This is a genomic window from Rhodomicrobium sp. R_RK_3, from assembly GCF_002198715.1.
Lineage (GTDB): Bacteria > Pseudomonadota > Alphaproteobacteria > Rhizobiales > Rhodomicrobiaceae > R-RK-3.
The window spans coordinates 152,091-177,950 of sequence record NZ_MWLK01000013.1; the positions used below are offsets into that span (position 1 = coordinate 152,091).

22 protein-coding genes and 1 pseudogene are annotated in these 25,860 nt (G+C 66.0%); 12 read left to right on the top strand and 11 right to left on the bottom strand.

Translation table 11 applies throughout. From position 1 onward, the window contains the following. Positions 1–217: 217 nt before the first annotated feature. The 3 genes from rnd to BLEFHOIH_RS06460 all read left to right on the top strand — a co-directional run bounded on the left by rnd (position 218) and on the right by BLEFHOIH_RS06460 (position 4,697). Entirely contained in the window at positions 218–1,465 is a 1,248-nt protein-coding gene (gene rnd / locus BLEFHOIH_RS06450) for a ribonuclease D (protein ID WP_088343735.1), read from the top strand. Between the two features lie 143 nt (positions 1,466–1,608). Then, a complete protein-coding gene (locus BLEFHOIH_RS06455; RefSeq protein ID WP_088343693.1) occupies positions 1,609–2,817 on the top strand; it encodes a patatin-like phospholipase family protein in 1,209 nt (402 codons plus the stop codon). Positions 2,818–3,272: 455 nt separating this feature from the next. Continuing rightward, on the top strand, positions 3,273–4,697 hold the full coding sequence (locus BLEFHOIH_RS06460) for an autotransporter outer membrane beta-barrel domain-containing protein (protein WP_088343694.1): 1,425 nt from the start codon (positions 3,273–3,275) through the stop codon (positions 4,695–4,697). Between the two features lie 36 nt (positions 4,698–4,733). Here BLEFHOIH_RS06460 and BLEFHOIH_RS06465 read toward each other — a convergent pair whose 3' ends face one another. The 8 genes and pseudogenes from BLEFHOIH_RS06465 to BLEFHOIH_RS06500 form a co-directional block, all read right to left on the bottom strand. Then, positions 4,734–5,399: an RraA family protein gene (locus BLEFHOIH_RS06465; RefSeq protein ID WP_088343695.1), complete on the bottom strand. Its 666-nt coding sequence runs from the start codon at positions 5,397–5,399 to the stop codon at positions 4,734–4,736. Between the two features lie 397 nt (positions 5,400–5,796). Continuing rightward, positions 5,797–6,303 carry a DUF1993 domain-containing protein gene (locus BLEFHOIH_RS06470; protein WP_088343736.1) on the bottom strand — a complete coding sequence of 169 codons (507 nt, stop codon included), beginning with the start codon at positions 6,301–6,303 and terminating at the stop codon, positions 5,797–5,799. 122 nt (positions 6,304–6,425) lie between these two features. Further along, complete coding sequence (locus tag BLEFHOIH_RS06475) at positions 6,426–6,755, bottom strand: MerR family transcriptional regulator (RefSeq protein WP_088343696.1); 330 nt, start codon at positions 6,753–6,755, stop codon at positions 6,426–6,428. Further along, positions 6,752–7,243: a DnaJ C-terminal domain-containing protein gene (locus tag BLEFHOIH_RS26475; protein ID WP_245296890.1), complete on the bottom strand. Its 492-nt coding sequence runs from the start codon at positions 7,241–7,243 to the stop codon at positions 6,752–6,754. Before BLEFHOIH_RS26475 ends, BLEFHOIH_RS06475 begins: the two co-directional genes overlap by 4 nt. Positions 7,244–7,395: 152 nt before the next feature. After that, positions 7,396–7,781: pseudogene (locus BLEFHOIH_RS26480) on the bottom strand (DnaJ domain-containing protein); the annotation flags it as partial. Between the two features lie 104 nt (positions 7,782–7,885). After that, positions 7,886–9,790: a monovalent cation:proton antiporter-2 (CPA2) family protein gene (locus BLEFHOIH_RS06490; RefSeq protein ID WP_088343699.1), complete on the bottom strand. Its 1,905-nt coding sequence runs from the start codon at positions 9,788–9,790 to the stop codon at positions 7,886–7,888. A 3-nt stretch (positions 9,791–9,793) separates the two neighbouring features. After that, complete coding sequence (locus BLEFHOIH_RS06495) at positions 9,794–10,396, bottom strand: NAD(P)H-dependent oxidoreductase (RefSeq protein WP_088343700.1); 603 nt, start codon at positions 10,394–10,396, stop codon at positions 9,794–9,796. A gap of 140 nt (positions 10,397–10,536) precedes the next feature. After that, complete coding sequence (locus BLEFHOIH_RS06500; RefSeq protein WP_088343701.1) at positions 10,537–11,841, bottom strand: glycosyltransferase family 87 protein; 1,305 nt, start codon at positions 11,839–11,841, stop codon at positions 10,537–10,539. Positions 11,842–12,137: 296 nt separating this feature from the next. On the opposite strand from BLEFHOIH_RS06500, the gene BLEFHOIH_RS26135 reads away from it, so the two are divergent. From BLEFHOIH_RS26135 to BLEFHOIH_RS06515, 4 genes are all read left to right on the top strand, one after another. Beyond that, positions 12,138–12,548: a hypothetical protein gene (locus BLEFHOIH_RS26135; protein WP_125461611.1), complete on the top strand. Its 411-nt coding sequence runs from the start codon at positions 12,138–12,140 to the stop codon at positions 12,546–12,548. A gap of 122 nt (positions 12,549–12,670) precedes the next feature. Further along, the gene (locus tag BLEFHOIH_RS06505; protein ID WP_088343702.1) at positions 12,671–14,617 is read left to right on the top strand and encodes a PrkA family serine protein kinase; all 1,947 of its coding nucleotides are present in this window, start codon (positions 12,671–12,673) and stop codon (positions 14,615–14,617) included. 7 nt (positions 14,618–14,624) lie between these two features. After that, positions 14,625–15,890, top strand: a complete 1,266-nt coding sequence (locus BLEFHOIH_RS06510) for a YeaH/YhbH family protein (RefSeq protein ID WP_088343703.1) — start codon at positions 14,625–14,627, stop codon at positions 15,888–15,890. Next, positions 15,891–17,462, top strand: a complete 1,572-nt coding sequence (locus tag BLEFHOIH_RS06515) for a SpoVR family protein (protein ID WP_088343704.1) — start codon at positions 15,891–15,893, stop codon at positions 17,460–17,462. Between the two features lie 249 nt (positions 17,463–17,711). Here BLEFHOIH_RS06515 and BLEFHOIH_RS06520 read toward each other — a convergent pair whose 3' ends face one another. Together BLEFHOIH_RS06520 and BLEFHOIH_RS06525 are read right to left on the bottom strand one after the other, a co-directional pair. Beyond that, the gene (locus BLEFHOIH_RS06520) at positions 17,712–18,638 is read right to left on the bottom strand and encodes a LysR family transcriptional regulator (protein WP_088343705.1); all 927 of its coding nucleotides are present in this window, start codon (positions 18,636–18,638) and stop codon (positions 17,712–17,714) included. A gap of 153 nt (positions 18,639–18,791) precedes the next feature. Further along, on the bottom strand, positions 18,792–19,223 hold the full coding sequence (locus BLEFHOIH_RS06525) for a DoxX family protein (protein WP_088343706.1): 432 nt from the start codon (positions 19,221–19,223) through the stop codon (positions 18,792–18,794). Between the two features lie 189 nt (positions 19,224–19,412). Between BLEFHOIH_RS06525 and BLEFHOIH_RS06530 the strand changes: the two genes are divergently transcribed. From BLEFHOIH_RS06530 to BLEFHOIH_RS06550, 5 genes are all read left to right on the top strand, one after another. Continuing rightward, positions 19,413–20,342, top strand: a complete 930-nt coding sequence (locus tag BLEFHOIH_RS06530; RefSeq protein ID WP_088343707.1) for a ring-cleaving dioxygenase — start codon at positions 19,413–19,415, stop codon at positions 20,340–20,342. 131 nt (positions 20,343–20,473) lie between these two features. After that, positions 20,474–21,574 carry a hypothetical protein gene (locus tag BLEFHOIH_RS06535; RefSeq protein WP_088343708.1) on the top strand — a complete coding sequence of 367 codons (1,101 nt, stop codon included), beginning with the start codon at positions 20,474–20,476 and terminating at the stop codon, positions 21,572–21,574. After that, on the top strand, positions 21,571–23,136 hold the full coding sequence (locus tag BLEFHOIH_RS06540) for a formylmethanofuran dehydrogenase subunit A (protein ID WP_088343709.1): 1,566 nt from the start codon (positions 21,571–21,573) through the stop codon (positions 23,134–23,136). The genes BLEFHOIH_RS06535 and BLEFHOIH_RS06540 overlap by 4 nt, the downstream gene beginning before the upstream one ends. Then, positions 23,124–24,095: a formylmethanofuran--tetrahydromethanopterin N-formyltransferase gene (locus BLEFHOIH_RS06545; protein WP_088343710.1), complete on the top strand. Its 972-nt coding sequence runs from the start codon at positions 23,124–23,126 to the stop codon at positions 24,093–24,095. Before BLEFHOIH_RS06540 ends, BLEFHOIH_RS06545 begins: the two co-directional genes overlap by 13 nt. Continuing rightward, entirely contained in the window at positions 24,092–24,910 is an 819-nt protein-coding gene (locus BLEFHOIH_RS06550; protein ID WP_088343711.1) for a formylmethanofuran dehydrogenase subunit C, read from the top strand. The genes BLEFHOIH_RS06545 and BLEFHOIH_RS06550 overlap by 4 nt, the downstream gene beginning before the upstream one ends. Positions 24,911–25,114: 204 nt before the next feature. On the opposite strand, the gene BLEFHOIH_RS06555 is transcribed toward BLEFHOIH_RS06550, so the two are convergent. Continuing rightward, entirely contained in the window at positions 25,115–25,765 is a 651-nt protein-coding gene (locus BLEFHOIH_RS06555; RefSeq protein WP_088343712.1) for a hypothetical protein, read from the bottom strand. Between the last annotated feature and the right edge of the window lie 95 nt (positions 25,766–25,860).

Here is a 25,860-nt window from a genome sequence, read left to right on the forward strand (position 1 = left end):
CCGGCGTTTTTTTGCTGACTGTCTTTTCCATGGCTCAAACTTTCCGGTAATGCGTCGGGGCGGGCGGGAATGTGCGAAAATGCGACATCCAGGCGGCCCGAAATGGCCCTCGTGAGCGCCGAAAAACGCATGGCCAAAGGCTCTTGTCAACCCGTGCCCTATAACAGGGGACAAGCCGATTACGCTCCTATATAAATTTAGCATGAATGCGATTCCGATTATTTCCACAACGGACGATCTGGCCGAAATATGTCGGCGGCTCGCCAAATCCGATTTCGTCGCGGTTGACACCGAGTTCATGCGGCAGTCGACCTATTGGCCCAATCTCTGCCTGATCCAGCTCGCCGGGCCGGAGGCGGAAGCCGTCGTCGATCCGCTCGCGGACAAGCTCGATCTGGCGCCGTTCTTCGAACTGATGTCCGATCCCGGGGTCGTCAAGGTCTTCCACGCCGCGCGCCAGGACGTTGAAATCGTTCACAACCTTGCGGGCATCATCCCCTTGCCGATCTTCGACACGCAGATCGCGGCGATGGTTTGCGGCTTCGGCGAAGCGGCGAGCTACGGCGCGCTGGTCAAGCGGCTGATGCGTAAGAATCTGGATAAGAGCTCGCGCTTCACCGACTGGTCGCGCCGGCCCTTGAGCGACAAGCAGCTTCATTATGCGCTTGGCGACGTCACCCATCTGCGCGGCATCTATCTCAAGCTGAAGAGCCGGCTCGAGACCACCGGCCGCGCCTCCTGGCTCGACGAGGAAATGGCCGAGCTGGTCAATCCAGGCAATTACGAGACGCAGCCTGAGGATGCCTGGAAGCGGCTGAAGATGCGGGCGCGCACGCCCACCGAATTGGCGATCATGATCGAGGTTGCGGCCTGGCGCGAGCGGGCGGCGCAGAGCCAGAACGTGCCGCGCGGCCGCGTCATCAAGGACGACACCATCTATGACGTGCTGGTGCAGGCGCCCAAGACGCTCGAGGAGCTGTCCAAGCTGCGCACCATCCATGACGGCTTTGCCCGTTCGGCGCGCGGCCGCGAACTGGTCGAGGCGGTGAACCGGGCTTTGGCCCGCCCCGCCGCCGAATTGCCGGTGCTGGAGCTGGGCGAGCCCTTGCCGCCCTCCGCGCTCGCGGTCGCCGACCTGTTCCGGGTGCTGCTGAAGGCGGTCGCGGCCAAGCATGACGTGGCGGCCAAGCTGATCGCCACCACCGACGATCTCGACAAGATCGCGCTCGACGACAATGCCGAGGTCGCGGCGCTGCATGGCTGGCGGCGCGAGCTGTTCGGCGAGGACGCGCTGGCGATCAAGGCCGGGCGGCTGGCCATCGCGGTGCGTAAGGGCAAGATCGTCACCCTGCCGCTGGCGGTGGCGCTCGGCGAGGGCTTCGACGACGGGCTTGCCATGAATGGCGGCTTCGACGAGGACGATGCCGCCGAGGAAGAGGTCGAGGCGGAAGCGCTCAAATCCTGAGCGCCCACCGCGTTTTTTCGGCATTTTGGCCACAGCGCCGGCCGTTCCGGAGCGGCATTGCCGGCTTTGCTTTGACGCATCTCGCAAAGCGCTGCTACTTGGAGTTGGGCACGGGTGGGGAGAGCTGACCCAGGGCAGGTTTGATGGCCGTCTACAATTTGTCGCTACGCCACCTCTTGGTGTGCCTGATCGCGCTCGCCCTGATGGCGTGTTCGTCCTTGCCGCGCACGCAGTTCACGGCCCGCCAGCAAGCCATCGCGCAAATCCCCGGCATTCCGAACGCCCGCTTCTGGGCCGATGCGGGCGGTGAGGACATCCGCGCCGCCATCCGCCTGCCGACGCTGCTCGCCGCCGCCAAGCGGACCGGCTCGCTGGATGTTCTGGCGCTGTCGGGCGGCGGGGCGGACGGGGCGTTCGGCGCGGGCATCCTGGTCGGGCTGACCGAGCGGCGTCAGCGGCCGCAATTCACCATCGTCACCGGCGTCAGCGCCGGCGCCCTGATCGCGCCGCTCGCCTTTCTCGGCTCCGACTATGACGGCGCTCTCAAGCAGGGCTGGACCAGCGGCGTCGCCGCCTCGCTCGAGACCGGCGGCTTCCTCTCCGTCCTGCTCGCGGCCGACCGCCGCCGCGCGGCGCTGTACGACATCGTCGCCGCCTTCGCCGACCAGGATCTGCTGCGCCGCATCGCCGAGGAACACCGGCGCGGACGCCGCCTGCTGGTCGTTACCAGCAATCTCGACGCCCAGCGGCCGGTGGTCTGGGATATCGGCGCCATCGCCGCGAGCGGCAGTCCGCGGGCCCTCGAACTCGTGCGCAATGTCCTGACAGCCTCGGCCAGCGTGCCCGGCGCCTTCCAGCCGACTGCGATCGAAGTCGAGGCGGACGGGCGCCGCTTCAGCGAGCTGCATGTCGATGGCGGGGCGATGGTCCAGGTGCTGACCATCCCGGAGGCGGTGCTGGCGCAGGGCGTCGCCACGGCGTCGCCCGAAAATGCGTTCCCGACGCGCTTCTTCATCCTGGCCAACAGCCGGCTGAAACCGGAATTCGAAGTCGTCGACGCCTCGGTCATCCCGGTGATCACCCGCTCCTATGAGAGCTTGATCAAGAGCCAGGTGCGGCTGACGCTGATCGCGACGAGCGAATTCTGCGCCTCCCGCAATATCGGCTTCTACCTCGCCTATATCGACGAAGACTTCCCAGCCGAGCTGAAAACCAGCTTCGAGACGCCCTATATGCGCGCCATGTACCGCTACGGCTATGAGAAGGCCGCCAGCGGCCGCGCCTGGCACACGCAGATCCCGTTTTCCAGCCGCCCGCCGCGTGCCGTGGAGAAAATCGCCGCGAAACAGTGAGGGGCGGGTCAAGCGCCTGAGCCTACCGGGAGCATGGCCGCCCTGGTTCCTTCGGCAGCCAGAAGCGAGCCGCGCGCGTAGGGACAATGGCCCGTCGCACCCCTGAAAAATCCCGAAAGAGCCTCCCCACTCGTCGCCCCGGCCGTCAGAGCCGGGGCCCACTCGCCTCTCCTCTTCCCGCAGCGCTCGCGGATAGATGATTGGGTCCCGGCTCACCGCTTCGCGGTGTCCGGGACGACGAAAAAGAGGTTCGCACGGGCGACGGGGGCAGTTTCACGGTGAAGTGACGTCGTCCGATGCCCCACCGCCTCATGGACACTGCTGCATTGCACAATTTTGCCGATGTTTGCGGCTAAGTGTCGGGAAACTCGGCCTTGCTCGGGCGAACGAGCGGCGATTTCCCACAGTCTTACCACGGAATGCGGGGCACGGCCCCCCGCGCGGAAGGACCCGTTTTGACCGTACCAGACCTTCGCAATTTTTCGCTGATCGGCGCCGTCGGCGCCATCATCCTGCTGTCCGCCGCGACCGGCGTCCGCGCCGAGGCGCTCTCCGGCTGCGCCACGCTGTCGGCCGAACCGGTGGCGCTGAAGAGCGGCCCGTTCGCCGCCTCGCACAATACCGGCGCGGTTCCGCTGCGCGCGGGTGAGACGCTCTATCTGCAGATGCTCGCCGAACCCGGCTCGACCGGCACCGGCTCGATCGCCATCGCCGATGGCGAGGATGCCGGCGGCAAGCTGCTCGCCGGCGCGGCGCCGCAGGAGACCTCCTATACCGTCCCCTATGACGGCCTCTACAGTTTCGAGTTCCGCGCCGACGGCGCCGCAACCTTGACCTTCGAGGTGCGCTGCGACGTGCACAACGCCTCGCTCACGCCCTCCGCCAGCCCCGAAGCCTTCGTCGAGCGCCGCGCCGCGCGCATGCTGGCTGAGGACACCCCGCAGACCAACCTGAAGCGCCGGGACGCCAAGCCCGACGGCATCGACAAGGCGGTGCAGACCGCCGCGGTGATGAACGCCAAGGGCGACCCGGCGCAGGTCAGCATCTCCACCAGCGTGCAGAGCCTTGCCGCGGCCGAGGGCTATGCCTTCGCCGACAACAAGCTGGACATGTGGGTGGAGGGCAAGGTCGGCCAGTTCAGCCAGGAATTCGACGAGAACGGCCAGCGCTACGATTCGCAGGGCAATGCCCATCTGGTCAATCTGGGCACAGACTATCTGATCCGGCCCGGCGTGATGATCGGGGCCATGCTGCAATTCGACCAGTATAATGAAAGCTACAGCGCGCTCGACGCCGACACCACCAGCCACGGCATGATGTTCGGCCCCTATGCCAGCGTCCGGCTGGCGCCCGACGTGTTCTTCGACGCACGCGCCGCCTGGGGCGGTACCGACAATGACGCCGCGCTGCCCGACGGCACCCGCGTCAGCTTCGAGACCGAGCGCCAGCTCGTGCGCGGCCAGCTCACCGCCAACCGCAAACTGTTCGGCCTGCAATTCACCCCGACCGTCGGCCTCGCCGTGATCGAGGACCGCTTCACCCATCCGGAGGAATTGCCCGAGGGCACCTTGCAGGATTATGCGACGGCGATGGGACGGCTCGGCGTCGGTTCGGCGGTGTCCTACAAGTTCAAGCTGGATGATGGTGGCTATCTGCAGCCGAGCGCGGCGCTCAGCACCGGCTGGACCCTCAACGGCGTGGACGATCTCGGCACCGGCAGCCATCTGGCCAACGAAACCGGCGCCAAGGCCGAAGCCGGCCTGATGCTCGGCACCTCGGACGGCATCAGCTTGCAGGCCACCGGCGCCATCGAAGGCATCGGCCAGGAAGACTATTCCGCCTGGAGCGGCAGCCTCTCGGTGAAGGCGCCGCTGAATTAGGACGCGCTGCGGCTGTTCTTTTCGGCATCCCCAAGCTCAAAGGACGCCGAACCGCTCGAACACATCGGCGAGACTGTCGCCCCGCTCCAGTGCCGCGCGGGTCGCATTCTCGCCTTCGACCTTGGCGAGGGCCCGCGCAATCACCTCCTCCTGGATGGCGCGCGGCACGATGACGATGCCATCGGCATCGCCGACCACCAGATCGCCGCTCTCGACCGGAACGCCGGCGCATTCGATGGGCACGTCGATCGCCGCGACGACGCCGCGTCCTTTCGAGTCGAGCGGGCCGATGCCGCCGTGAAAGACCGGGAAGCCCATCGCACGGATCGCCCTGGTGTCGCGGACGAGGCCGTCGGTCAGGCAGCCGCCGGCGCCGCGCGCCCTGGCCGCCGTCGACAGCAATTCGCCCCAGGGGGCGATGCGGCCCGTATTGCCGCAGCCGAGCACGGCGACTTCGCCCGCCTTCAGGCTGTCGATCAGGGCGATCTCCAGCGCATAGGGGTTTTCGCCGGGCGCGATGTGGTAGACGTCGCGGTAGAGGCCGGTGCGCGCATGGCCGGCCAGCACCAGCGTGTCGTCGAGCGGCCTGATGCGGCTTGGCAAGGCCTGGCCGCGATAGCCGAGCTCATCGAGCACATCGGACAGCACGGCGACATAAAGTCTGCCGCGAACGACATCCAGAATTTCCGCAAGGTTCGTCATGACCGCTCCCGTTCCCTTCCCCAGGCGCAATCGCGCCAATCGGCAAGGTTAGCCCCTGAGCGCAATGCGGTCGATGTCGATAGGAAGCACCCAGCCCCGCAATCGCGGTGCGCGCGGAGCAGCAAGATGGAACCATTTCACAGCGCCAGACGAGGCCGCAGCCGGACTCTCCATGGGGAGAGGGTTGGGGTGAGAGGGTAATCCCTCTCGGTATGACGGTGCGTTGCCAGACGGAGAGGCATTACCCCCTCACCCGGCGTGCGGCGCACGCCGCCCTCGCCCCATGGGAGAGGGCAGGGCTGCGGCAATCTCAGGCCTGAGAATCGTCACGGCGCGACCGGGAATGCCATCCCATGCAATCCCGGTCCGGCGATGCCGGCGTGTCCGCGAGCGCGGCTCAGACCCCGCCGAGGAAGTCGCGCTTGCCGATTTCGAGGCCGGCATGACGCAGGATGTCGTAGGCGGTGGTGGCGTGGAAGAAAAAGTTCGGCATGAAATAGCCGAAGGCGTAGTCGCTGCCTTTGAACCTCAGCTCGCCGACGCGCATTTTCAGGACGATCTCGCGGTCCTCGCCGCCTTCCAGCTTCTCCGGCGTGACGCTCTTGACGAATTCGATGGTCTTGGCGAGGCGAGCCTTCAGCTCATCGAAGGTGACTTCCACGTCCGGATAGCTCGGCACCTCGGCGCCGGAGAGGCGGGCGGCCATGCCCTTGGCCTGATCGGTGACGGATTGGATCTGGCGCTTGAAGTCGAACATGTCGGGGGCGAGACGGTAGCCGAGCAGCACGGAGGGATCGATCTTGCGGGTTTCGCAATAGAGCGCCGCTTTGTCGAGGATGGCGTTGAGCGCGGTCAGGGTCCGGATGACGGTGGGGAACACGGCCTGATGCAGGGTAAGCGACATGGCTTGGGTCCGCTGTTTGGTGGAGGGACGCATCGCGGGCGCCGCCAATCGGGTGCGAGGCGGGCGAGCCAGGCCCTTATAGTCCCGTGCGGCGCGAGACGCCAGCGGTCCGGTTCAGGTTTTCAACCTCGCAATCGGCGCAGGGCCGAGGCGGCGATGCGGCTGCGCACGTCGTCCGGCTCGTCGCCGATGGCGGCGGCGATGGCGCGGACGGAGCGGCGCAGATCGTAGATCTGGTCAACCAGCGACATTACGACCGGCAAACTTTCCTCCTCGACCGCGAGCTCATAGCGCAGCTCGCAGATCAGCCGCACCCGCGCCACGTCGGCCTCGTCGAACTCCGCCGCCGCCTCGCCCGATGCGCCGCGCACGAGGCCGGTCTCCAGCCAGTCGCGCAGCGCGTCGGCATCCAGCCGGCCGATCATCGCAAAAAGCTCCCGCTCGCCAATCATGATGCCGCCTCCTTGCCGCGCGGATCGTAGGGGTGCTTGGCCTCCCAATCCGCGATCAGCTTGTCCAACTCCTCATTGCCCCCTTCCGGGAGTTTGATGCGCAGCTCGATCAATTGATCGCCGCGCTTGCCCGTCGCGCGGTTCATCACACCCTTGCCGCGCAGGCGCAGCGTGTCGCCGCTATTGGCGTGCTTGGGCACCGTGACCATCACCGCCCCGTTGACGGTCGGCGCCCGCACCTTGCCGCCGGCGACGGCCTCGCCGATGGTGATCGGCAGGACGGAGCGGATGGTATCGCCGTCGCGGGTGAAGACCGGGTGGTCGCGGACATTCACCGTAACCAGGGCGTCGCCGTTCTCGCCGCCGCCGATGCCGGGCTGGCCCTCGCCGCGCAGGCGCAGCGTCTGGCCATCCTTGAAGCCGGCGGGAATGGTCAGCGAAAGCCGCTTGCCGTCCGGCATGGTGACAGTCTTTTTCGCGCCGTTCACCGCTTCGAGAAAATCGACCGGGAGCGTGTAGTTGATGTCGCCGCCGCGCGCCGCGAAGCCGGTGCCGCCGCCGCCGCCAAAACCGCCGCCGCCGAAGCCGCCGCAGAATTTCTACCGCCATCAGGCCGAGGGCCAGCCGGGCTTCAAATATNCCGCCAAAACCGCCGCCGCCGAAGCCGCCGCGGCCGAACAGATCGGCGAAGATGTCGCCGAAATCCTCCGCGCCCGCGCCGCCCGCGCCGCCGGTCTGACGGCGATATTTGAAGCCCGGCTGGCCCTCGGCCTGATGGCGGTAGAAATTCTGCGGCGGCCGCTCGCTGCCGGTGTCGTCGATCTCGCCGCGGTCGTAGCGCGCGCGCTTTTCCTCATCGCCGATGATGCTGTTGGCGGCGGAGATCTCCTTGAACCGCTTTTCGGCCGCGGCGTCACCGGGATGCAGGTCGGGATGGCTCTTCTTCGCCAGCTTCCGATAGGCCTTGCGGATGTCGTCCTGGCTGGCGTCGCGCGCCACGCCCAGGACGGTATAAGGGTCGGCCATCGCTTCCTCGTTTATGGACCAATCGTCCGCCTATTGATGGGTGCGCCAGCGCCCAGCTTCAACGTCTCACGCGAGTCTTTCGACAGGCTGGCGTCCAACAATCGTTAACGCCGGGCGCCCGGCTTGGCCGCGCGCACCTCCGCGACCAGCGTCTGCGTATCCCATGCGGCGTCGGCGCCTTCGTCCGGCGGCCTTGCCAGATCGGCTTGCAGCACGCGCTCGAGCGCCTCGGTTTTTTGCCGGAAGACGCGCAGATAGCCTTCCTCGTCGTCCCAATATTCCTCCGGGATAACGACCGCCGCCTCGTCATGCTTGCGGAACAGCCGCCCTGCCCGCTCCGCCTGATAGGCGCGGAACCCCATCGCCTTCAACGCCTCGACGCCGATTTCCAGCGCCGAACCGAAGGTCTCGCGCTTGACCACGTCGACATCGAGCTTCATCAGCTCGAAGGCCTTGACGCGGTCATAGGCGCGCGACAGCAGCTTCAATTGCGGGAAGTGCTTCTTCGCCGCTTCGGCGATCTCCATCATCTTTTCATGCTCGTCGACGGCGATAATGAGGATCTTGGCTTCCGCGGCGCCCGCCGCCTTCAGCAGATCGACACGCGAGGCATCGCCGAAATACACCTTGAAACCATAGGCGCGCACGCCTTCGACATGATCGGCGTCATGATCAAGCACGGTGACGCGGAAGCCGTTGGCCAGCAGCAGCCGGCCGGCGACCTGCCCGAAACGGCCAAAACCGGCGATGATGGCGGTGCCGTCGGCCTGGATGTCGTCCGGCTCGCGCTCGGGCTCGGGGGTGACGAGGCGCGGCGCGATCCGCTTGTCATAGGCGATCAGCAGCAGGGGCGTGGTCAGCATCGACAAGGCGACGGCGGCGACCAGCGGATTGGCGATGTCGGCGGGCAGCACGGCGTTCTGCAGCGCGAAGGCGATCAGCACGAAGGCGAATTCGCCGACCTGCGACAGGGCGAGGGCGAACAGAATGCCCTCCGACAGCGAGAAGCGGAAGACGCGGCTGAGGATGAACAGCACGCCCGCCTTCACCGCCACCACGCCGAAGACCAGCGCCGCGATCAGCCCGGGGCTATGCGCCAGCAGGGCGAAATCGATGCCCGCGCCGACCGAGATGAAGAACAGGCCCATCAGCAGGCCCTTGAACGGCTCGATGTCGCTTTCGAGTTCGTGCCGGAACTCGCTTTCGGCGAGCACCACGCCCGCGAGGAAGGTGCCGAGCGCCGGGGAGAGGCCGACCGCCTGCATCAGCACGGCGATGCCGACGACGATCAGCAGGCCGAAGGCGGTGAACATTTCGCGCAGCCGCGCCGAGGCGATGTAGCGGAAGACCGGGCGCAGCGCCAGCCGCCCGGCGAGGATGATCGAGGCGACCGCGCCGATCACTACGAGCGGGTAGGCCCAGCCGGGCACGGCGTCGATCCAGCCGGCATGGGCCGCGGCGCCATGGCCGCCGGCATCGCCATGCGGCACGCCGAAGGCCAGCAGCGGCAGGAAGGCCAGCAGCGGGATGACGGCGATGTCCTGGAACAGCAGCACCGAAAAGCTCGCCTGCCCGACCGGCGTCTTCATCAGATTTTTCTCGGCCAGCGTCTGCAGCACGATGGCGGTCGAGGACATGGCGAGGATGATCCCGGCGGCAAGCGCAATGCGCCAGTCGAAGCCGAGTGCGATGCCGGTTCCGGCGAGCACCGCCGTGGTGCCGATGAGCTGGGCGCTGCCGAGGCCGAGAATGGGCTTGCGCAATTGCCAGAGAAATTGCGGCCGCAGCTCCAGCCCGACGAGAAACAGCATCATGACGACGCCGAATTCGGCGAAATGCATGACGTCGGTCTGGTCGCCGACCAGCGAGGCGCCGAACGGGCCGATCAGCACGCCGCCGATGAGATAGCCGAGCACCGAGCCGAGCCCGAGCCGCTTGGCGATCGGCACCGAGATCACGGCGACGGCCAGATAGACGAAGGCCATCAGCAGAAAGGACACCTGTGCCATGGCTCAAGCCTCCGCCGGCCGGAGGGGGATGATTTGCGCCTCGTTCATGGCGCGCTGGGCGTCGCGGCTCATGCGATCGGTCAGTGCGGTGACGAGGATGCGGTAGTCGTCGGCGCCGCTCTGGATCGATCCGATGTCCATGCTGTGCGTGCCATGCACGGCGAAATGCGGCAGCCATTCCATGCCGCAGAGCCGCGCGGTCTGCTCGAAAGGGCGCAGCAATTCGGTGATCGAATAGCGGTTCATGCCGGCCTCGTGATAGGCGTCCTCGCCGCCGCCGGTGCTGATCGCCGACATCATCGCCTTGCCGCGCAGGGCGGTGCCCTCGCGGCCATAGGCGAAGCCGTGTTCGAGCACGAGGTCGAGCCATTCCTTGACCAGGGCGGGGGCGGAATACCAGTAGAAGGGGTGCTGGAAGACGATGATGTCGTGATCGAGCAATAGCGACTGCTCATGTTCGACGTCGATCATGAAATCGGGATAGGTCTCGTACAGATCGTGCAGCGTGACGCCTTGCAGCTCCGTCACCGCCCGCACCAGCGCGCGGTTTACCCGCGAGCGCTGCAACGCGGGATGGGCCAGGAGGATGAGCACTTTCGACGGCATGGGCCACCTTTCAGACAGGAATTGCGCCTCGGCTCGAGCCAAACACGCAATCTTGCTGGGAAAAGCAGAGCCTAGATCATCCACGCGCAGGATGAAACGGTCTTGAACGCGCCGTGCCCGGAGGATTGGCGGCAGGTGCCTCAAGCGCGGGCGGATTCCGCCGGATTCTCCCCGCTCCTGCTGGCCAGCCATGCGCCCCGCGCGAAGGCGGCCAGCATCAGGATGGCGCCGAACATCCAGGCGGAGACCAGGGTGCGCGCCGCGATTTCGGCGGCAAGGCCGCGAGGCAGCTCGGATTCGGGGTCCATCGCCGGCATGACGACCGGCAGCGCGGAGAGCACATAGCCGATCCAAAACAGCCAGCGCGTCACGGCGTCGTCGGGCATCGGCAGGCGGCCGCCGAGATAGAGGCCGAGCGGCAAAATGAAGACCAGATAATAGTGCGTCCAGGCCGCCGGGCTGAGCAGCATGGACAGGATCAGCACCATCGAGAATTGCAGCAGATCGTGCCCGGTGACGCCAGCGCCGGTCTGCGGCGAGATCAGCCGCGCCCGTTCCGCGCGCCACATCAGCCAGCCGAATCCACCCAGCAGCACGAGGAAGCTGACATGTCGCGCGATCTTGTGCAGCGGCGAGGGCTCGATCGGCCCCCAATAGAGCAGCTCGCCCGCCCCGGTCGACAGGCGGATGAGAAAGCCGTCGATCGATTGCACGTTGAACGCCGCCACGGCATGGCCGAGATAGGGTTTCACCGCCTCGTCATACCAGAGCAGGTTGCCCTGGACGCCGAACACGGCGAGCGAGAGCAGCACGGCGATGCCGATCGAAGTCGCGCCGCCCGCCACGACGCCCCAGCGGCGGCGGACGAGGAAATAAATGCCGATCAGCGCCAGAAGCGGCTTGATCGCGGCGCAGATGCCGAAGGCGAAGCCGGCCAGAAAATCGTGCTTTTCTTGCCAGGCCCAGACGCCCGCGATCATGATGAGCAGCACGAAATGGGTGCTGTTGCCTTCGCGCAGGCTGTTCAGCAACGGGCCGTTGACGAGGAACAGGAACAGCAGCAGCGCCGCCATCGTCCCTCGCAAGCCGGAAAGGCGCACGAGCAGCGCCCAGGCGGCGAGGGTGACGCAGATGCCGATGCCGAGATAGGTCCAGCCCGCCGCTTCTCGCCCGAGCGGCACGAGCAGCGCGAAGGGCCAGGCGAGGATCGGCAGGTTCGACCAATTGCCTTTGACCGTGAACGGATAGCCGGCGCCAAGACCGCCATTCCACAGATGCTCGCCGGCCACCCAATAGGCTTTGTAGAAATCGGAGAAAATCCAAGGCGGTTCGGAATAGGGCCAGAGCGCGATATGGATCGCGAGGCCGCCGGCGATGGCGGCGAACCAGATCAAAAAGGATTGATGCCGGAGCGGGCGCGCGGCGGTGTCGACGGCGGCGGTCATGAGAGCCGGCCCGCCGGGCGAAGAGACCGCTTCCACACTATCAACATCGCCGATTGTCCCACTCTCCGCAGCATGGGCCGGAAATAATCACGCGGGCAAACGGCTTGTCAACGGCGCCGCTCAAGTGCTGTCGAGGGCGGGTCAGAAAGCCTCATTCTCTATTACACGAAGAATTGTTACATTTTCCACACACTATCACAGTCGCCTATTCGGAGAGCTGCGTTTCCGCAGGCGACTTTCGGGAATTACTCACGACGACGGCGGCGAAGTTCGGGCGGCGGCAGCGGGATAAGGGCGTGAAAATCAACGGCAGATTGCGTTGGATTTGCTGGCTCGCCATGGCTAAAAGCGCCATTTCGGGGCATCCGTTCTCGCCGGCGGGCGCCAAGGCAAAAGGCACAGGTTGCGCATTTGGAGGGTCCGCCCGCCGGGATGTCTACCCTGCTGCCGTATCGGTGAAAATCGGCTTTCGCGATCCGCAAAGCCGCTATTCCGCCCTGCTTGGGATTGCATATGCCGAACCAGCAATTGACGGGCGCAGGCGACTAGCACAAACTGAAGATGAGGCGGCCAATCGTTCAGGTACGGTTCAGGCCAAAAGCCCAGCTTATAGAGAGCTGGATGGGGCATACGGGGCCGGCCAAGCTGCTTATTCGATGCCTAAATACTCGTGTTTTTGTGCCTCGATAACTAGGGTTCGCTCATGAAGCCCGGATACCATACAATCTTGGAAAAGCGCACCCATATGGGAGTGAAACGCGAAAGCGGGTTCATGCTGCGGGAAAGAGGTTCCCCTTTCGACTAATGTCGCAACCTTTCGAGTGGTGGAATGAAGCCCAGTAACGAGATTTTCGACCTTTACGCGGAAAGCTACGGTCAGCAAAAACAGACAACGCTAGACCTGAAGCAATTCCTCGAAGGCTGCCGCGACGATCTGATGTATTATGCCTCCGCGGCCGAGCGGATGCTGATCGCGATCGGCGACCCAAAAATCCTAGACACATCCTCCGACGAGCGCCTTGGCCGGATCTTCATGAACCGGACCATCAAGGTGTATCCCTCCTTCAAGGAGTTTTACGGTCTCGAGGAGACCATCGAGCGGATCGTCAGCTATTTCCGTCACGCCGCGCAAGGCCTGGAGGAGCGCAAGCAGATCCTCTATCTGCTCGGGCCGGTCGGCGGCGGCAAATCGTCCCTGGCGGAGCGGCTGAAGGAGCTGATGGAGAAGTGCCCGGTCTACGTGCTGAAGGCCGGCGATGAACTCAGCCCCGTCTTCGAGAGCCCGCTCGGCCTGTTCGATCCGGACTCCATGGCGCAGGTGCTGGAAGACAAATACGGCATCCCGCGCCGGAAGCTCACCGGCCATATGTCGCCATGGGCGGTGAAGCGCCTGGACGAGTTCGGCGGCGACATCTCCAAATTCTCGGTGGTCAAGCTCTACCCGTCGCGGCTGCGCCAGATCTGCGTCGCCAAGACCGAGCCGGGCGACGAGAACAACCAGGACGTCTCCGCCCTCGTCGGCAAGGTGGACATCCGCAAGCTCGAATTCTTCGGCCAGAACGATGCGGACGCCTATTCCTTCTCGGGCGGCCTGAACCGGACGACGCAGGGGCTCCTGGAATTCGTCGAAATGTTCAAGGCGCCGATCAAGATGCTGCACCCGCTGCTGACGGCGACCCAGGAAGGCAGCTATGTCGGCACGGAAAATGTCGGATCGCTGCCCTATCAGGGCGTGATCATCGCCCATTCGAACGAAAGCGAATGGCGCGCCTTCCGCTCCAACCGCAACAATGAAGCCTTCCTCGACCGCATCTGCGTCGTGCAGGTGCCCTATTGCCTGCGCGTCACGGAAGAGAAGAAGATCTACGACAAGCTGCTCTCCAAGAGCGAGCTGGTCGATGCGCCCTGCGCCCCCGGCACGCTGGAAATGCTGGCCAAATTCTCGGTGCTGACCCGCATGAAGGAGCATGAGAATTCCAATCTCTACTCCAAGCTGCGCGTCTATGACGGCGAGAGCATGAAGGAGACCGACCCGCACGCCAAGACCGTGCAGGAATATCGGGACAATGCCGGCGTCACCGAGGGCATGGAAGGCGCCTCGACGCGCTTTGCCTATAAGGTGCTCTCCGAGACCTTCAACTTCGACACCGAGGAAATCGGCGCCGATCCCATCCATCTGATGTATGTGCTCGAACAGGCCATCCGCCGCGAGCAGATGTCGGAGGACAATGAGGACCGGTTCGTCGAATTCATCAAGGAGGAGCTCGCCCCTCGCTATGCCGAGTTCATCGGCAACGAGATCCAGAAGGCCTATCTGGAGAGCTATCACGAATACGGCCAGAACCTGTTCGACCGCTACGTCGCCTATGCCGACGCCTGGATCGAGGATCATGACTTCAAGGATCCCGATACCGGCCAGCTCATGGACCGCGCGGTGCTCGACAAGGAGCTGTCCAAGATCGAGAAGCCGGCCGGCATCGCCAACCCGAAGGACTTCCGCTACGAGGTCGTCAAATTCTCGCTGCGGGCCAGGGCGCGCAATTCCGGCAAGAACCCGTCATGGACCTCTTACGAGAAGATCCGCGACGTGATCGAGCGGCGCATGTTCAGCCAGGTCGAGGACCTTTTGCCTGTGATCAGTTTCGGCGCCAAGAAAGACGGCGAGACCGAGAAGAAGCATAATGAGTTCGTCGAGCGCATGGTCGCGCGCGGCTACACGCCCCGCCAGGTCCGACGCCTCGTGGATTGGTATATGCGGGTCAAGAAAAGCGGTTAATGCGCGCATGCACATCATCGACCGCCGCCTGAATCCAAAGGCGAAAAGCCTCGGCAACCGCCAGCGTTTCATCAGGCGCGCCCGTGACGAAATCCGCAACGCCGTCAGCGAGGCGTTGAAGAAGCGCAAGATCTCCGAGGTCGAGAGCGGCGAGAAAATCCGCATCCGGGCCAAGAGCCTCAACGAGCCGTCCTTCCGCCTCGGCAAGGACGGCTCGCGCGACTTCGTGCTCCCCGGCAACAAGGAGTTCGTCGTCGGCGACACCATCCCCAAGCCGCCGGAAGGCGGCGGCGGGGGCGGCGGTCGCGGGGCGCCGGACGGGCACGGCGAGGACGATTTCGTCTTCACGCTCTCCAAGGACGAGTTCCTCGACCTGTTCTTCGAGGACCTGAAGCTCCCCAACCTCATCAAGGTCAAGCTGAAGGACGTCCGCTCGCCGACGCCGATCCGCGCCGGCTACACGACCGACGGCTCGCCTTCAAAGCTCAACCGGGTGCGCACCATGCGCAATTCGGTGGCGCGGCGCATCGCCCTGCGCCGTCCGAGCAATGAGGAGATCCGCGCAGCCGAGGAAGCGCTGGCCGCCGCCGAAGCCGATCCAGCCTTCGATCCCAGCGAACTCGTGCTGCTGCGCGAGCGCCTGAACCGGCTCAACCATCTGCGCAAGACGGTCGCCTTCATCGATCCGTTCGACCTGAAATATAACCGCTTCGAGCGGTTGCCCAAGCCGATCACCCAGGCGGTGATGTTCTGCCTGATGGACACGTCCGCCTCGATGACGCAGTCGCTGAAGGATCTGGCCAAGCGCTTCTTCATGCTGCTGCACATCTTCCTGACCCGGCATTACCGGGAGGTCGACGTGGTCTTCATCCGGCATACCAGCGTCGCCAGCGAAGTCGACGAGGACACCTTCTTCCGCTCGACCGAGACCGGCGGCACCGTGATCTCCAGCGCGTTCGAGGAAATGCGCAAGGTGGTCAAGGAGCGCTACCCGTCCGACGAATGGAACATCTACGCCGCGCAGGCTTCGGACGGCGCCAATGATCTCGGCGACATGGCACGCTGCATCGACATGCTCGACGAGGTGATCCTGCCGGTGTGCCAGTATTTCGCCTATATCGAGGTCGGCACCCATATCAGCGAGAGCATCATCTGGACCGGCTTCTCGCCGCTGACCAACTCGCACAAGCATTTCGCCATGCGCCACGTTTCGTCGCCCGGCGACATCTATCCGGTTTTCCACGACCTGTTTTCCACTCCGGAAAGGGCCTGAATGGACACGGCGATCAAGAAGATCAAGAAGCCGCGCAAGGGAAAGCCGATCTTCGAAGGCGCGGAGTGGAATTTCGACACGCTGAAAACCGTGTTCGACGAGGTCGAGAAGATCGGCCTGCGCGACCTGAAACTCGACGTCTACCCGAACCAGATCGAGGTCATCACCGCCGAGCAGATGCTCGACGCCTATACCTCGACCGGCATGCCCCTGATGTACCGCCACTGGTCCTTCGGCAAGCAATTCGCCCAGGAATCGATGAGCTACCGGCGCGGGATGCGCTCGCTCGCCTATGAGCTGGTCATCAATTCCAACCCCTGCATCAGCTATGTGATGGAGGAAAACTCCGCCACCATGCAGACGCTGGTGATCGCCCATGCCGCGTTCGGCCACAACCATTTCTTCAAGAACAATTACCTGTTCAAGCAATGGACCAACGCCGACACCATTTTGGACTATCTCGCCTTCGCCAAGGATTATGTGAAGGAATGCGAGGAGAAGCACGGCGTCGAGGATGTCGAGATTATCCTCGACGCGGCGCACGCCTTGATGCGCCAGGGCATCAGCCGGCATCCGAAGACGCCGGTGTCGTCGAAGCCGGCCCACATCGCCAAGCGCAAGAAGTCGCGCAAGCTGCATGAGGAAGCCACTTTCGACGACATCTACCGCACCGTGCCGCGCGCGCCGATCACCGCCGGTGCCGCCGAAGCGCTCGCCGCCTTCGCCGCCGCCGAGGAGGAGGGGCTTGGGCTCCCTGAGGAAAACGTGCTGTATTTCCTCGAGAAACATGCGCCGCGCTTAAAAGACTGGCAGCGCGAGCTGATCCGCATCGTGCGCATTCTGGCTCAGTATTTCTACCCGCAGCGCCAGACCAAGATGATGAACGAGGGCTGCGCCACCTTCGTGCATTACGAGATCATGAACACGCTGTTCGATCGCGGCCTGATCACCGAGGGCTCGATGCTGGAGGCGCTGCATCTGCATTCCTCCGTCGTCATGCAGCCCGGCTTCGACGACCAGCGCTATGGCGGCATCAACCCCTATGCGCTCGGCTTTGCCATGATGCGCGACATCAAGCGCATCTGCGAGGAGCCGACCGCCGAGGACAAGGACTGGTTCCCCGATTTCGCCGGCAATGGCGACGCGATGGGCACGCTGAAATCCGCCTGGGCCGATTACCGCGACGAGAGCTTCATCCTGCAATTCCTCAGCCCGACCGTCATCCGCGACATGCGCTTCTTCGCGCTGCACGACGAATCCGACGAGCCCGAGGTCGAGGTGACGGCCATCCATAATGAGATGGGCTACCGCGACGTGCGGCGGCGCCTGGCGCGCTTCTACGACGCCAGCGTGCAGGACCCCGACATCCGCATCACCGACGCCGACCTCAGCGGCACCCGGCGGCTGACGCTCACCCACACCGTCCGCGACGGGCGTCTGCTGAGCAAGCAGGAATGCGACCGCACCTTGCAGCATCTGGCCCAGCTCTGGGGCCACCGGGTGAAGCTGCTGGAAGTCGACGCCGGCACCGGCAAGACGCTGCGCGAGCTGGAAGCGCTGCCGCTGCCTTGATCGGCTCCAATTCCGTCGCCCCGGACGGCCGCAAGGCCGAGCCGGGGCCCAATCCACCTCTCCACAGATGATGCGCTAGTGGGTCCCGGCTCACTCGGTTTGCCGGCGAAATCAAAGATTTCGGGCAAACCGGCGTCCGGGACGACGGAGAGAGGATGCGAGGCCCATAAGCGTCCGCCTCTCCCCTTCCTGTCATTCCCGCGAAAGCGGGAATCCACTACGCCGCAGCGCCTCCGCTCCGGCACCAGCTCAATGCTGGATCAAATCCCCCTCGCCCTCGATGAACTTGCGGCGCTTGGCGATCGCCTCGGCCAGGAAATCCAGGAACACCCTGACCCGCGCCGAATTGCGCAAATCCGGGTGGGTCAGCAGCCACAGGCTCGTGGCGTAGTCCGGATTGGGCGGCGCGAGGCGGATCAGCGAGGGCTTGGCGTCGCCGATGAAACATGGCAGATGCCCCACACCGATCCCCGCCTCGACCGCCTCGGCCAGCCCCAGCACCGTATTCAGCCGGTAGGCCAGCCGCTCCTGCGGCACCTGCGCCAGCACCCATTTGACCGCCTTGAAGCCGCCGAACTGCTCGCTCAGCGACACCCAGTTGGCGCCCGCGAGCGCCTCCCGCCCGGCCGGCGCGCCATTTGGGAAATCATTGGCGCGGCCATACAGCGCCCAGGCGAGCCGGGCAGCCCGGCGGCCGACCAGCGTCTCCGGCGGATTGTCGGTGGCGCGGATGGCGACGTCGGCGTCGCGCTTGGCCAGGTTCAGCGCCTGATTGCCGATCAGAATGTCGAGCCGGACCTCGGGACAGCGCTCGCGGAATTGCGCGAAGAGCGGCGTCAGCAGATGCACCAGCAGCGAATCATTGGTCGCCACGCGCAGCTCGCCCGACGGCGCGACCTCGCGGCCGGCGAGCTTGCGCGTCACCGCCGTGATGTCCTCATCGACGCGGGCGGCGAGCGCGGCGACCTCCTCGCCGGCCGGGGTCAGCGCATAGCCGGAGCGGTGTTTTTCGAACAGCTCGGCGCCCAGCGCGTCCTCGATCTGCTTCAGGCGGCGGAAGACGGTGGAATGATTGATGCCGAGCCGGTCGGCGGCGGCGGGCAGGCTGCGCGTATCGGCGACCGCCTTGATGAGGCGGAAATCGTCCCAGCCCAGATTTTTCCGCGCGTCGATCATCGGCCGGCCTCTCATGCGAAAACCGGCCGCGCGGGACGCGGGGCCGGGGATTGGCGTTTGACGCGGTGCTCGCGGCCCCCCTCACCCGGCCGCTTCGCGCCTGGCGCGAGCCATTCGCCGGGTGAGGGGGAAGCCGCTTGCTCAGCCTCAAAACTAAGCCGCGCTGCTAGCAGTCCGGCCCTGCGCCTCGGATGAACGCCCGCTCACCGCGAACGCGCCCTCGCCGATCAGCGCCTGGGCCAGCGCCGCGACCGCCAGGAAGGCCGGATATTCCCAGCCGCCATTCGGCGCGGTGAACAGCCAGCCATTCGGCGCATGCACGAACAGCGCGCCGAGCAGCACCGGCAGCAGCGCCACGGCGGCGATTCGGGCATGGAACCCGGCGATCAGCGCCAGCCCCCCCACGATCTCAGCCAGGATGATCGGCCAGGCGAGAGCCGTCGGCAGGCCGATCTGACCGAGGAACCCGGCAAATCCTGCGGGGGTAAACACCGAAATCTTCAAATAGGCGTGGGCAAGAAACATCACTCCCAGCGCAACGCGCAGGGCAAAAGCGCCGTAAGGGGCGAGGCGATTGTCGATCATGGCCAGTCTCCGTGGGGATGTTGATGCTGCCACGAGATCTACACCATGGACGATGCAATGCAATCGCCACATTTGCAAGCGCTTCATTGCATGTACGCAATCTCATCCTCATTGCACGGGCGGGCCCTCTCCCCATTTCCCGTTCATGTTCGAAGGAGCAAACACGATAAAAAAGGAGATGAACGCAAAATGAGACATAACGGCATTCATCACGTCACGGCCATCGCGGGCTCGGCCCAGCGCAACCACGACTTCTATACCAACACGCTCGGGCTGCGCCTCGTGAAGCGCACCGTGAATTTCGACGACCCCGGCACCTATCACCTCTATTATGGCGACGAGACCGGCACGCCCGGCAGCATTCTCACCTTCTTCCCGTGGAGCCATGTGGCGCCCGGCCGGCTCGGCGTCGGCGAAACCCAGGAGACCATGCTGCGCGTCCCCGAGAGCGCCATCGGCTATTGGGCACACCGCTTCGTCGAGAAGGGCGTGTCGCACCAGACGCCGCTGAAGCGCTTCGGCGAAACCGTGCTGGCCTTCAAGGACCCGGACGGCATGCGCCTGTCGCTGGTCGGCATCCCGGGCATCGAGGCCGAGCCCGGCTGGACCGGCGGCGGCATCCCGGCGGAGCACGCCATTCGCGGCTTCCACGGCGTCAGCCTGCTGCTGGCCGAGGCGGAGGCGACGGCCGCCATCCTGACCGGCGTGCTCGGCTTCACCGAGACGGCGCGCGAGGAGGAGGTGATCCGCTTCAAGGCCGGCGACACGGCACAGGGCGGCGTGGTCGACATCCGCGTGGCGGGCGAATTCCTGCCGGCGCGCATGGGCGGCGGCTCGGTGCATCACATCGCCTTCCGCGCGGCGGACGACGAGGCGCAGGCGGCGATGGTCCGCAAGCTGAAGGACGAGCACGGCATCCGCACCACGGAGCAGGTTGACCGCAACTATTTCCGCTCGGTCTATTTCCGCGAGCCCGGCGGCGTGCTGTTCGAGATCGCGACCGACGAGCCCGGCTTTGCCGTCGACGAGCCGGTTGCCGAGCTTGGCCATGCGCTAAAACTGCCCGCGACCTTGGAGCGGCGGCGGAAAGAGATCGAGGACGTGCTTCAGCCCCTGTAACAACCCCGTATATCTGCCCCGAACTGCTTGCGCTAATCTTACCCAAATGGTTAATTTCGCCACGGGCCATCACTCAGATGCCGGGTTTTTCGGGGGGAACGGGCCATGTCTGACGTCGGGGGGCGCCACTGATGGCGGTGCGGCTCGGCAAGGCGCAAGCGACGGCTGAAAGCGCGCTTGCCGAGGCGGCCAGGATCCTGGCCGGAAGCCGCCTGGCTCTGCTGACGGGCACCGGCAGCGATGTCGCGGGTGCCCGCGCCGCCCTCCGGCTGGCGGAGCGGATCGGCGGCGCGGTGGATTTCCGCCGCGATCCGGCGCTCCTGGCGCTCGACGCGCTGATGGCGGAACGCGGGCTGATCTTCACCACCCCGGCCGAAGCCCGCGCGCGGGCCGACAGCCTCTTGCTGATCGGCCCTGGCGTGGCGCGCTCGGCAATGCTCGCCCAGGTGCTCAAGGGCACGCCGCTGCTCGCCGCGCCCGATGGCGCCGAGCGCACGACGCTCTGGCTCTGCCCCGGCAGCGCGGCCGACACGCTCCCCGGCTTCGGCATCCAGGATTATGGCGGCGACCTCTCCGCCATCCACGGCATTCTGGCGCTGCTCAACGCCGCCATGCGCGGCCATCCGGCGCCGGGCCAGGGCTTTGGCGGTCTCGCGCCCGGCATCTTCGAGGACATTGCCGGCCGCCTGATCACGGCGCGCTACGGCGTCGTTGCCTTCTCCCCCGCCGATCTCGACGCGCTTGCGATGGAGGCGCTGCTTTCCTTCGTCCAGGCGCTGAACCAGACCACGCGCGCCGCGCTGCTGCCCGTATCGAGCGACGCGGGCACGCAGACCTTCGCCCATGTGTCCGGCTGGCTAACCGGATTTCCGCCGCGTACCGGCTTCATGGCCGGCGCGCCCGATTACGATCCCTGGCGCTTCGACGCCACCCGCCTGATCGAGTGCGGCGAATGCGACGCGCTGCTCTGGCTCTCCTCCTTCGAAGCGAGCGCCCCGCCCTGGCGGACGAAGCTGCCGCTGATCGTGATCTGCCCGCCCGGCGCCCAATTCGTCAGGCCGCCGGAGGTGTTGATCGAAACCGCCATCCCCGGCAATGAAGCCGATGCCGAATTCTGGAGTGAGGCGTCGCAATCGCTCGTCGCCGTGAAGGCGGCCGGGCCGACCGGAGGGCTGACCGCCGCCGCCGCCCTGACCGGCATCCTCGACAGGCTGGAGACCTCATCCCGATGATCCGCCTCAAGGGAGGACGCATCCTCGACCCGGCCAATGGACGCGACGAAATCGGCGACTTGTTCATCGAGGCCGGCCGCATCGCCGCGCCGCCGCCCGATCCCGAGGCCGCCGCGCGCAGCTACGATCTGGCGGGCAAGATCGTCATGGCCGGCGGCGTCGCCATGCATGGTGGCCTCGCCGGACCGAACGCCAATGCCGCCCGTGCCCTGATGCGCGACGCCGCGCCCGGCACGGTGGGCGGCATCGGCCTGGCCTATGCCGCGATCGGCATGACCACCGCGATCGAGCCAGCCTTGATCCCCGAGCACGCCGTCGAAACCCATCTCCAGCTCGGCGACATCCCCTTCATCGACAAGGCCGCGCTCGCCCTGCTCGGCAATGACGACGCGCTGCTGCGGCTGATCGGCGAGCAGCACGGCGAGCGCGCCATCGACGATTTCCTCGGCTGGACCATCGGCCAGACCCAGGCGCTCGGCATCGCCGCCGTCAATCCGGGGGGAGCCGCCGCCTTCAAGGACAATCTCCGCGCCTTCGCCTTCGAGGATGTCGTGCCGGGCTATGGTGTCTCGGCGCGGCAGATCGTCGAGGCGCTGATCGGGTCGGTGCAACGGCTCGGGCTGCCGCCTGCCCTGCATCTGGAATGCAACAATCCGGATCGCCCCGGCAGTTTCGTCACCGCCATCGAGGCGATGGAAGCGGCAGCCGGCCTGCCGCTGCATCTGGCGCAAATCCAGCGGCACGGTTTTGGCGCGGAGGGGGCGGAGGGCTTTTCCTCCGCCAGCGCCTTCCTGGCCGAGGCGCTGGCCTACCACAAGAATGTCTCGGTCGATGCCGGCCCGATGCTGTTCGGCGCCCGCGTCGCGCTGTCCGCCGATCCGGCCCGGCAGTTCGAACGCTCGGCGGGCGCGGGCAAATGGGTGGTCTGGGACGGTGAGGGCAATGGCGGCGGCGCCGTCCCCGACCGCGCCAGCGAGACCGATTACCGGCACGCAATACAATGGGCGGTTGGCCTGGAACTGTGCCTGCTGATCGATGATCCCTGGCGTCTGGCGCTGACCGCCGACCCGGCCGCCCTGCCCCAGATCATCCAATGGCTGATGGATGCGGACGCCCGCGCCGAATGCATCGCCCGGCTGCCGAAACCGGCCATGGCCATGTGCCTGCTGCCAAAGCTCGACCGCGAATTCAGCCTCTACGAGATCGCCGCCGTGACCCGCGCCGCGCCCGCCCGCATCCTCGGCCTTGCCGATCGCGGCCAGCTCGGCATTGGCGCAGTGGCGGATATCGCCGTCTATGGCGAGCAGGCGGACAAGGCGGCGATGTTCGCCGCGCCGGATTATGTGTTCAAGGACGGCGAGCTGATCGTCGAGGCGGGGAAGGTAAAAGCCTCGCGCGTCGGCCGGACATTGCGGGCCCGGCCGGTGGCGCAGGGGCAGATCGCCTCCTGGCTGGCGCAGCATGATGAGGCGCTTTACGGGCGCGCGGCGGGCAGCTTCGCCGTGCCGGATGCTTTCGCCGGAGCCGAAAGCTGCTTCGGAGATGTCCCATGCCGGACGTAAAACCGCGCGGCGGATTGTGGGAACGGCTGGTCGGGAGGCCCGATCCCGAGGCGGGCGGCGGCGATGGCAGCGCCCTGGTCAACGGTCTGCGCGTCGCGCATGAGAGCATCGAGGCGGTACGGCTCGCTGCGACCGCGCTGATCGTCACCGGGCCGACGCCGGACTGGGCGCGCACCGCCGCGCTGGCGGTGACCGGTCCTACGGGCGATGGCTGCGACGCAGGGATCGACCGGCCGCTTTCGCCCTCGCAAACGCCGGATGGGCGGCCGGGCGTCCGCGTCCTGTTTTTTGCCGCGACGGCGGAGGCGCTGGAGCTGCATCTTGCCCAGCGCATCTGGCAGAGCCTCTTCGCCTGCCCCGGCGCCGCCTGCTATGCCGGCCTGCGCGCGGGGCCAAAAATCCTGCTCGGCGCCGGGCTCAGGCAGTTCGGCGACGGGTTCGAGCTCCGCACCGAGATTGGCGGGCGGCGCCTGTTGCGCCTGCCGGTCATGGACGGCGAATTCGTCTGCGAGGCCAAGGCGGGGCTGGCGGTGGCCGCGATCGGCGCGGCGGCGCTGCTGGTCATGGGCCGAACAATCGCCGAAACGCTCGCAGCCTGCGACGCGGCGGCGGCCGCCATGCGCGAGATGCCCGACGTCATTCTGCCCGCCCCCGGCGGCGTCACCCGCGCCGCGCTGAAGGCCGGATCGCGCAGCGCCGATCTCGCGATCTCCATCGATGAAGCCTATTGCCCGACCCTCACCGCGCTGGCGCCGAGTGCCCTCGCCCCGGACGCCGGATCGGCCCTGCGCCTCGCCGTCAACGGGCTGACGGTCGCGGCAGTCGCGGCGGCCTTGCGCGCCGGCGTCGCGGTGCTGACCGAGACCGGCGCTCCGGGCGGGCTGATCCGGCTCGGCGCAGCGCCGTCATCGGCGGGCGCGGAGCCGCATCGCTTCCCGCTGCTGGAGCTGCTGGCATGAGCGCCATGATTTTCACCCTGCGCTTTCAGCCCGAACAGCGGCTCGACCTCTCCTGCCTCACCGCCGACCGGCTGGACGGCCTTTCGGAGAAAGAGATTCTGGCGCTGCCGGTCAGCACGACCAAGCAGCCGCTGGCCCTTGGCGAGCTGTTCCGCGTGACCATGGGGGAGCCGGGCGCGATCCGCATCCAAGCCCGATATGCCGATGGGCTGGACAATATCGGCCTCGGCATGCGGCGGGGCAGCATCGTCGTCGAAGGCGGCGCGGGCGCTTATGCCGGCCGGCGCATGTCCGGCGGCAGCCTGACCATCGAGGGCGATGTCGGCCCCTTTGCGGCGAGCGGCATGACGGGCGGGCGGCTCCGCGTCGAGGGCGATGCGGGCGATTTCCTCGGGGGCCCACGCTCCGGCGAAGCGCAAGGCATGAGCGGGGGCGTGGTCGTCGTAACCGGCCGGGCGGGTGCGCGGGCGGGCGACCGGATGCGGCGCGGCGTCATCGCCATCGGCGGCGACGCGGGCGACTGTCCCGGCTCGCGCATGATCGCGGGCGTGCTCGCCGTATTCGGCAATTGCGGCGAGCGGCCGGGCACGCTGATGCGGCGCGGCACGATCGTGCTCGGCGGCGAGGCGGCGGGCTGGCCGCCGACCTTCGTCGAGAACGGCGCGGTCGAGCTGGTCACGCTGCATATCCTGGCCACCGAGCTGAAGGACGCGCTGCCGCCCTCGCATCTGGCGCCGCTGAAGGGCCGGGTGCGGAAACTGGCCGGCGACATGGCCGTGCTCGGCAAGGGCGAGATTTTACGGCTGGCGGTTTGAGGGCCTGCCGATCGCCTCGCCTGGCCCCTTCTTGTCATTCCCGCGAAAGCGGTAATCCAGTACGCCGCAGCGACTGGATGAGAGGCAATGCCTAGCGGCAATCTCCGGGAAGTACTGGGTCCCCGCTTTCGCGGGGACGACAACCAAGACTGCATCACGCGGAGCGCGATTTTCTCGACGATCAGAGGCGAACCAGCCGCCCGATCAAGCCCTCGGCGCGGGCATGTTGTTGAGGTCTTTCGTGTACCACTTCTCGGCTTCGATCACGACCGGGTTCTCGCCATTGACGTAGATCCAGCTATCGACGGCCCATTTCTGCTTGTTGGCGGTCTCCCAAAGCACCGCGGTCCAGTGCGGCCAGTTGGAGACGCCGAGCAGAATATTGCCCTTCGAGAACGGCCGTCCGACCGTGTGGTGCTTCAACAGGCCGTTATTGGCCAAAATCAGCAGGTAGCTCGTGGTGTTGGTCGCCTCGTCGACGCAATCCTGCTGGGTAGGATCGCCCGAGCCGTCGTAATCCATGCCCGGACGGTCGGCCGAGGTGCCGACTTTTTCGCCCGTATAGCGCTCCATCCAGCCGATGGCATAGGCAACCGCGCGGCGCTCCTCGAAGGCGGTGTCGGCCTTCTTGGTCTTGCGCATCAGATCGCTGATTTCCTTGATCTGCTCGGCGCCGAAACGAACCGGCGTCTGCATCTGGCAGCCATAGGCGTGGCAGACGAACACCGTATTGCCGTTCGGCTCGCGCGATTTGAACTCGGCATAATGATAGGCGGGCGGTCCATCGCGCTCGAACGTGCAGCCGGTCAGAGCGAGCAGCGCCGAAAACATTACGAAAAGAATGCGTTGATGCATCGTCCCGCCCGGATCCCTGTCATTACCTACCCATTTTCCTATAGCACTCGGGTGGGCATTTTGCGACGCGGGCCATTGAGACGGCGCGGCTTTTC

Bases quoted from the DNA above. Each gene is read 5' to 3' on its own strand.
- BLEFHOIH_RS06455 (WP_088343693.1), top strand. From the start codon at position 1,609: ATGGCCGTCTACAATTTGTCGCTACGCCACCTCTTGGTGTGCCTGATC.
- BLEFHOIH_RS06465 (WP_088343695.1), bottom strand. From the start codon at position 5,399: ATGACGAACCTTGCGGAAATTCTGGATGTCGTTCGCGGCAGACTTTAT.
- BLEFHOIH_RS06470 (WP_088343736.1), bottom strand. From the start codon at position 6,303: ATGTCGCTTACCCTGCATCAGGCCGTGTTCCCCACCGTCATCCGGACC.
- BLEFHOIH_RS06475 (WP_088343696.1), bottom strand. From the start codon at position 6,755: ATGATTGGCGAGCGGGAGCTTTTTGCGATGATCGGCCGGCTGGATGCC.
- BLEFHOIH_RS06490 (WP_088343699.1), bottom strand. From the start codon at position 9,790: ATGGCACAGGTGTCCTTTCTGCTGATGGCCTTCGTCTATCTGGCCGTC.
- BLEFHOIH_RS06495 (WP_088343700.1), bottom strand. From the start codon at position 10,396: ATGCCGTCGAAAGTGCTCATCCTCCTGGCCCATCCCGCGTTGCAGCGC.
- BLEFHOIH_RS06500 (WP_088343701.1), bottom strand. From the start codon at position 11,841: ATGACCGCCGCCGTCGACACCGCCGCGCGCCCGCTCCGGCATCAATCC.
- BLEFHOIH_RS06505 (WP_088343702.1), top strand. From the start codon at position 12,671: ATGAAGCCCAGTAACGAGATTTTCGACCTTTACGCGGAAAGCTACGGT.
- BLEFHOIH_RS06510 (WP_088343703.1), top strand. From the start codon at position 14,625: ATGCACATCATCGACCGCCGCCTGAATCCAAAGGCGAAAAGCCTCGGC.
- BLEFHOIH_RS06515 (WP_088343704.1), top strand. From the start codon at position 15,891: ATGGACACGGCGATCAAGAAGATCAAGAAGCCGCGCAAGGGAAAGCCG.
- BLEFHOIH_RS06520 (WP_088343705.1), bottom strand. From the start codon at position 18,638: ATGATCGACGCGCGGAAAAATCTGGGCTGGGACGATTTCCGCCTCATC.
- BLEFHOIH_RS06525 (WP_088343706.1), bottom strand. From the start codon at position 19,223: ATGATCGACAATCGCCTCGCCCCTTACGGCGCTTTTGCCCTGCGCGTT.
- BLEFHOIH_RS06530 (WP_088343707.1), top strand. From the start codon at position 19,413: ATGAGACATAACGGCATTCATCACGTCACGGCCATCGCGGGCTCGGCC.
- BLEFHOIH_RS06535 (WP_088343708.1), top strand. From the start codon at position 20,474: ATGGCGGTGCGGCTCGGCAAGGCGCAAGCGACGGCTGAAAGCGCGCTT.
- BLEFHOIH_RS06540 (WP_088343709.1), top strand. From the start codon at position 21,571: ATGATCCGCCTCAAGGGAGGACGCATCCTCGACCCGGCCAATGGACGC.
- BLEFHOIH_RS06545 (WP_088343710.1), top strand. From the start codon at position 23,124: ATGCCGGACGTAAAACCGCGCGGCGGATTGTGGGAACGGCTGGTCGGG.
- BLEFHOIH_RS06550 (WP_088343711.1), top strand. From the start codon at position 24,092: ATGAGCGCCATGATTTTCACCCTGCGCTTTCAGCCCGAACAGCGGCTC.
- BLEFHOIH_RS06555 (WP_088343712.1), bottom strand. From the start codon at position 25,765: ATGCATCAACGCATTCTTTTCGTAATGTTTTCGGCGCTGCTCGCTCTG.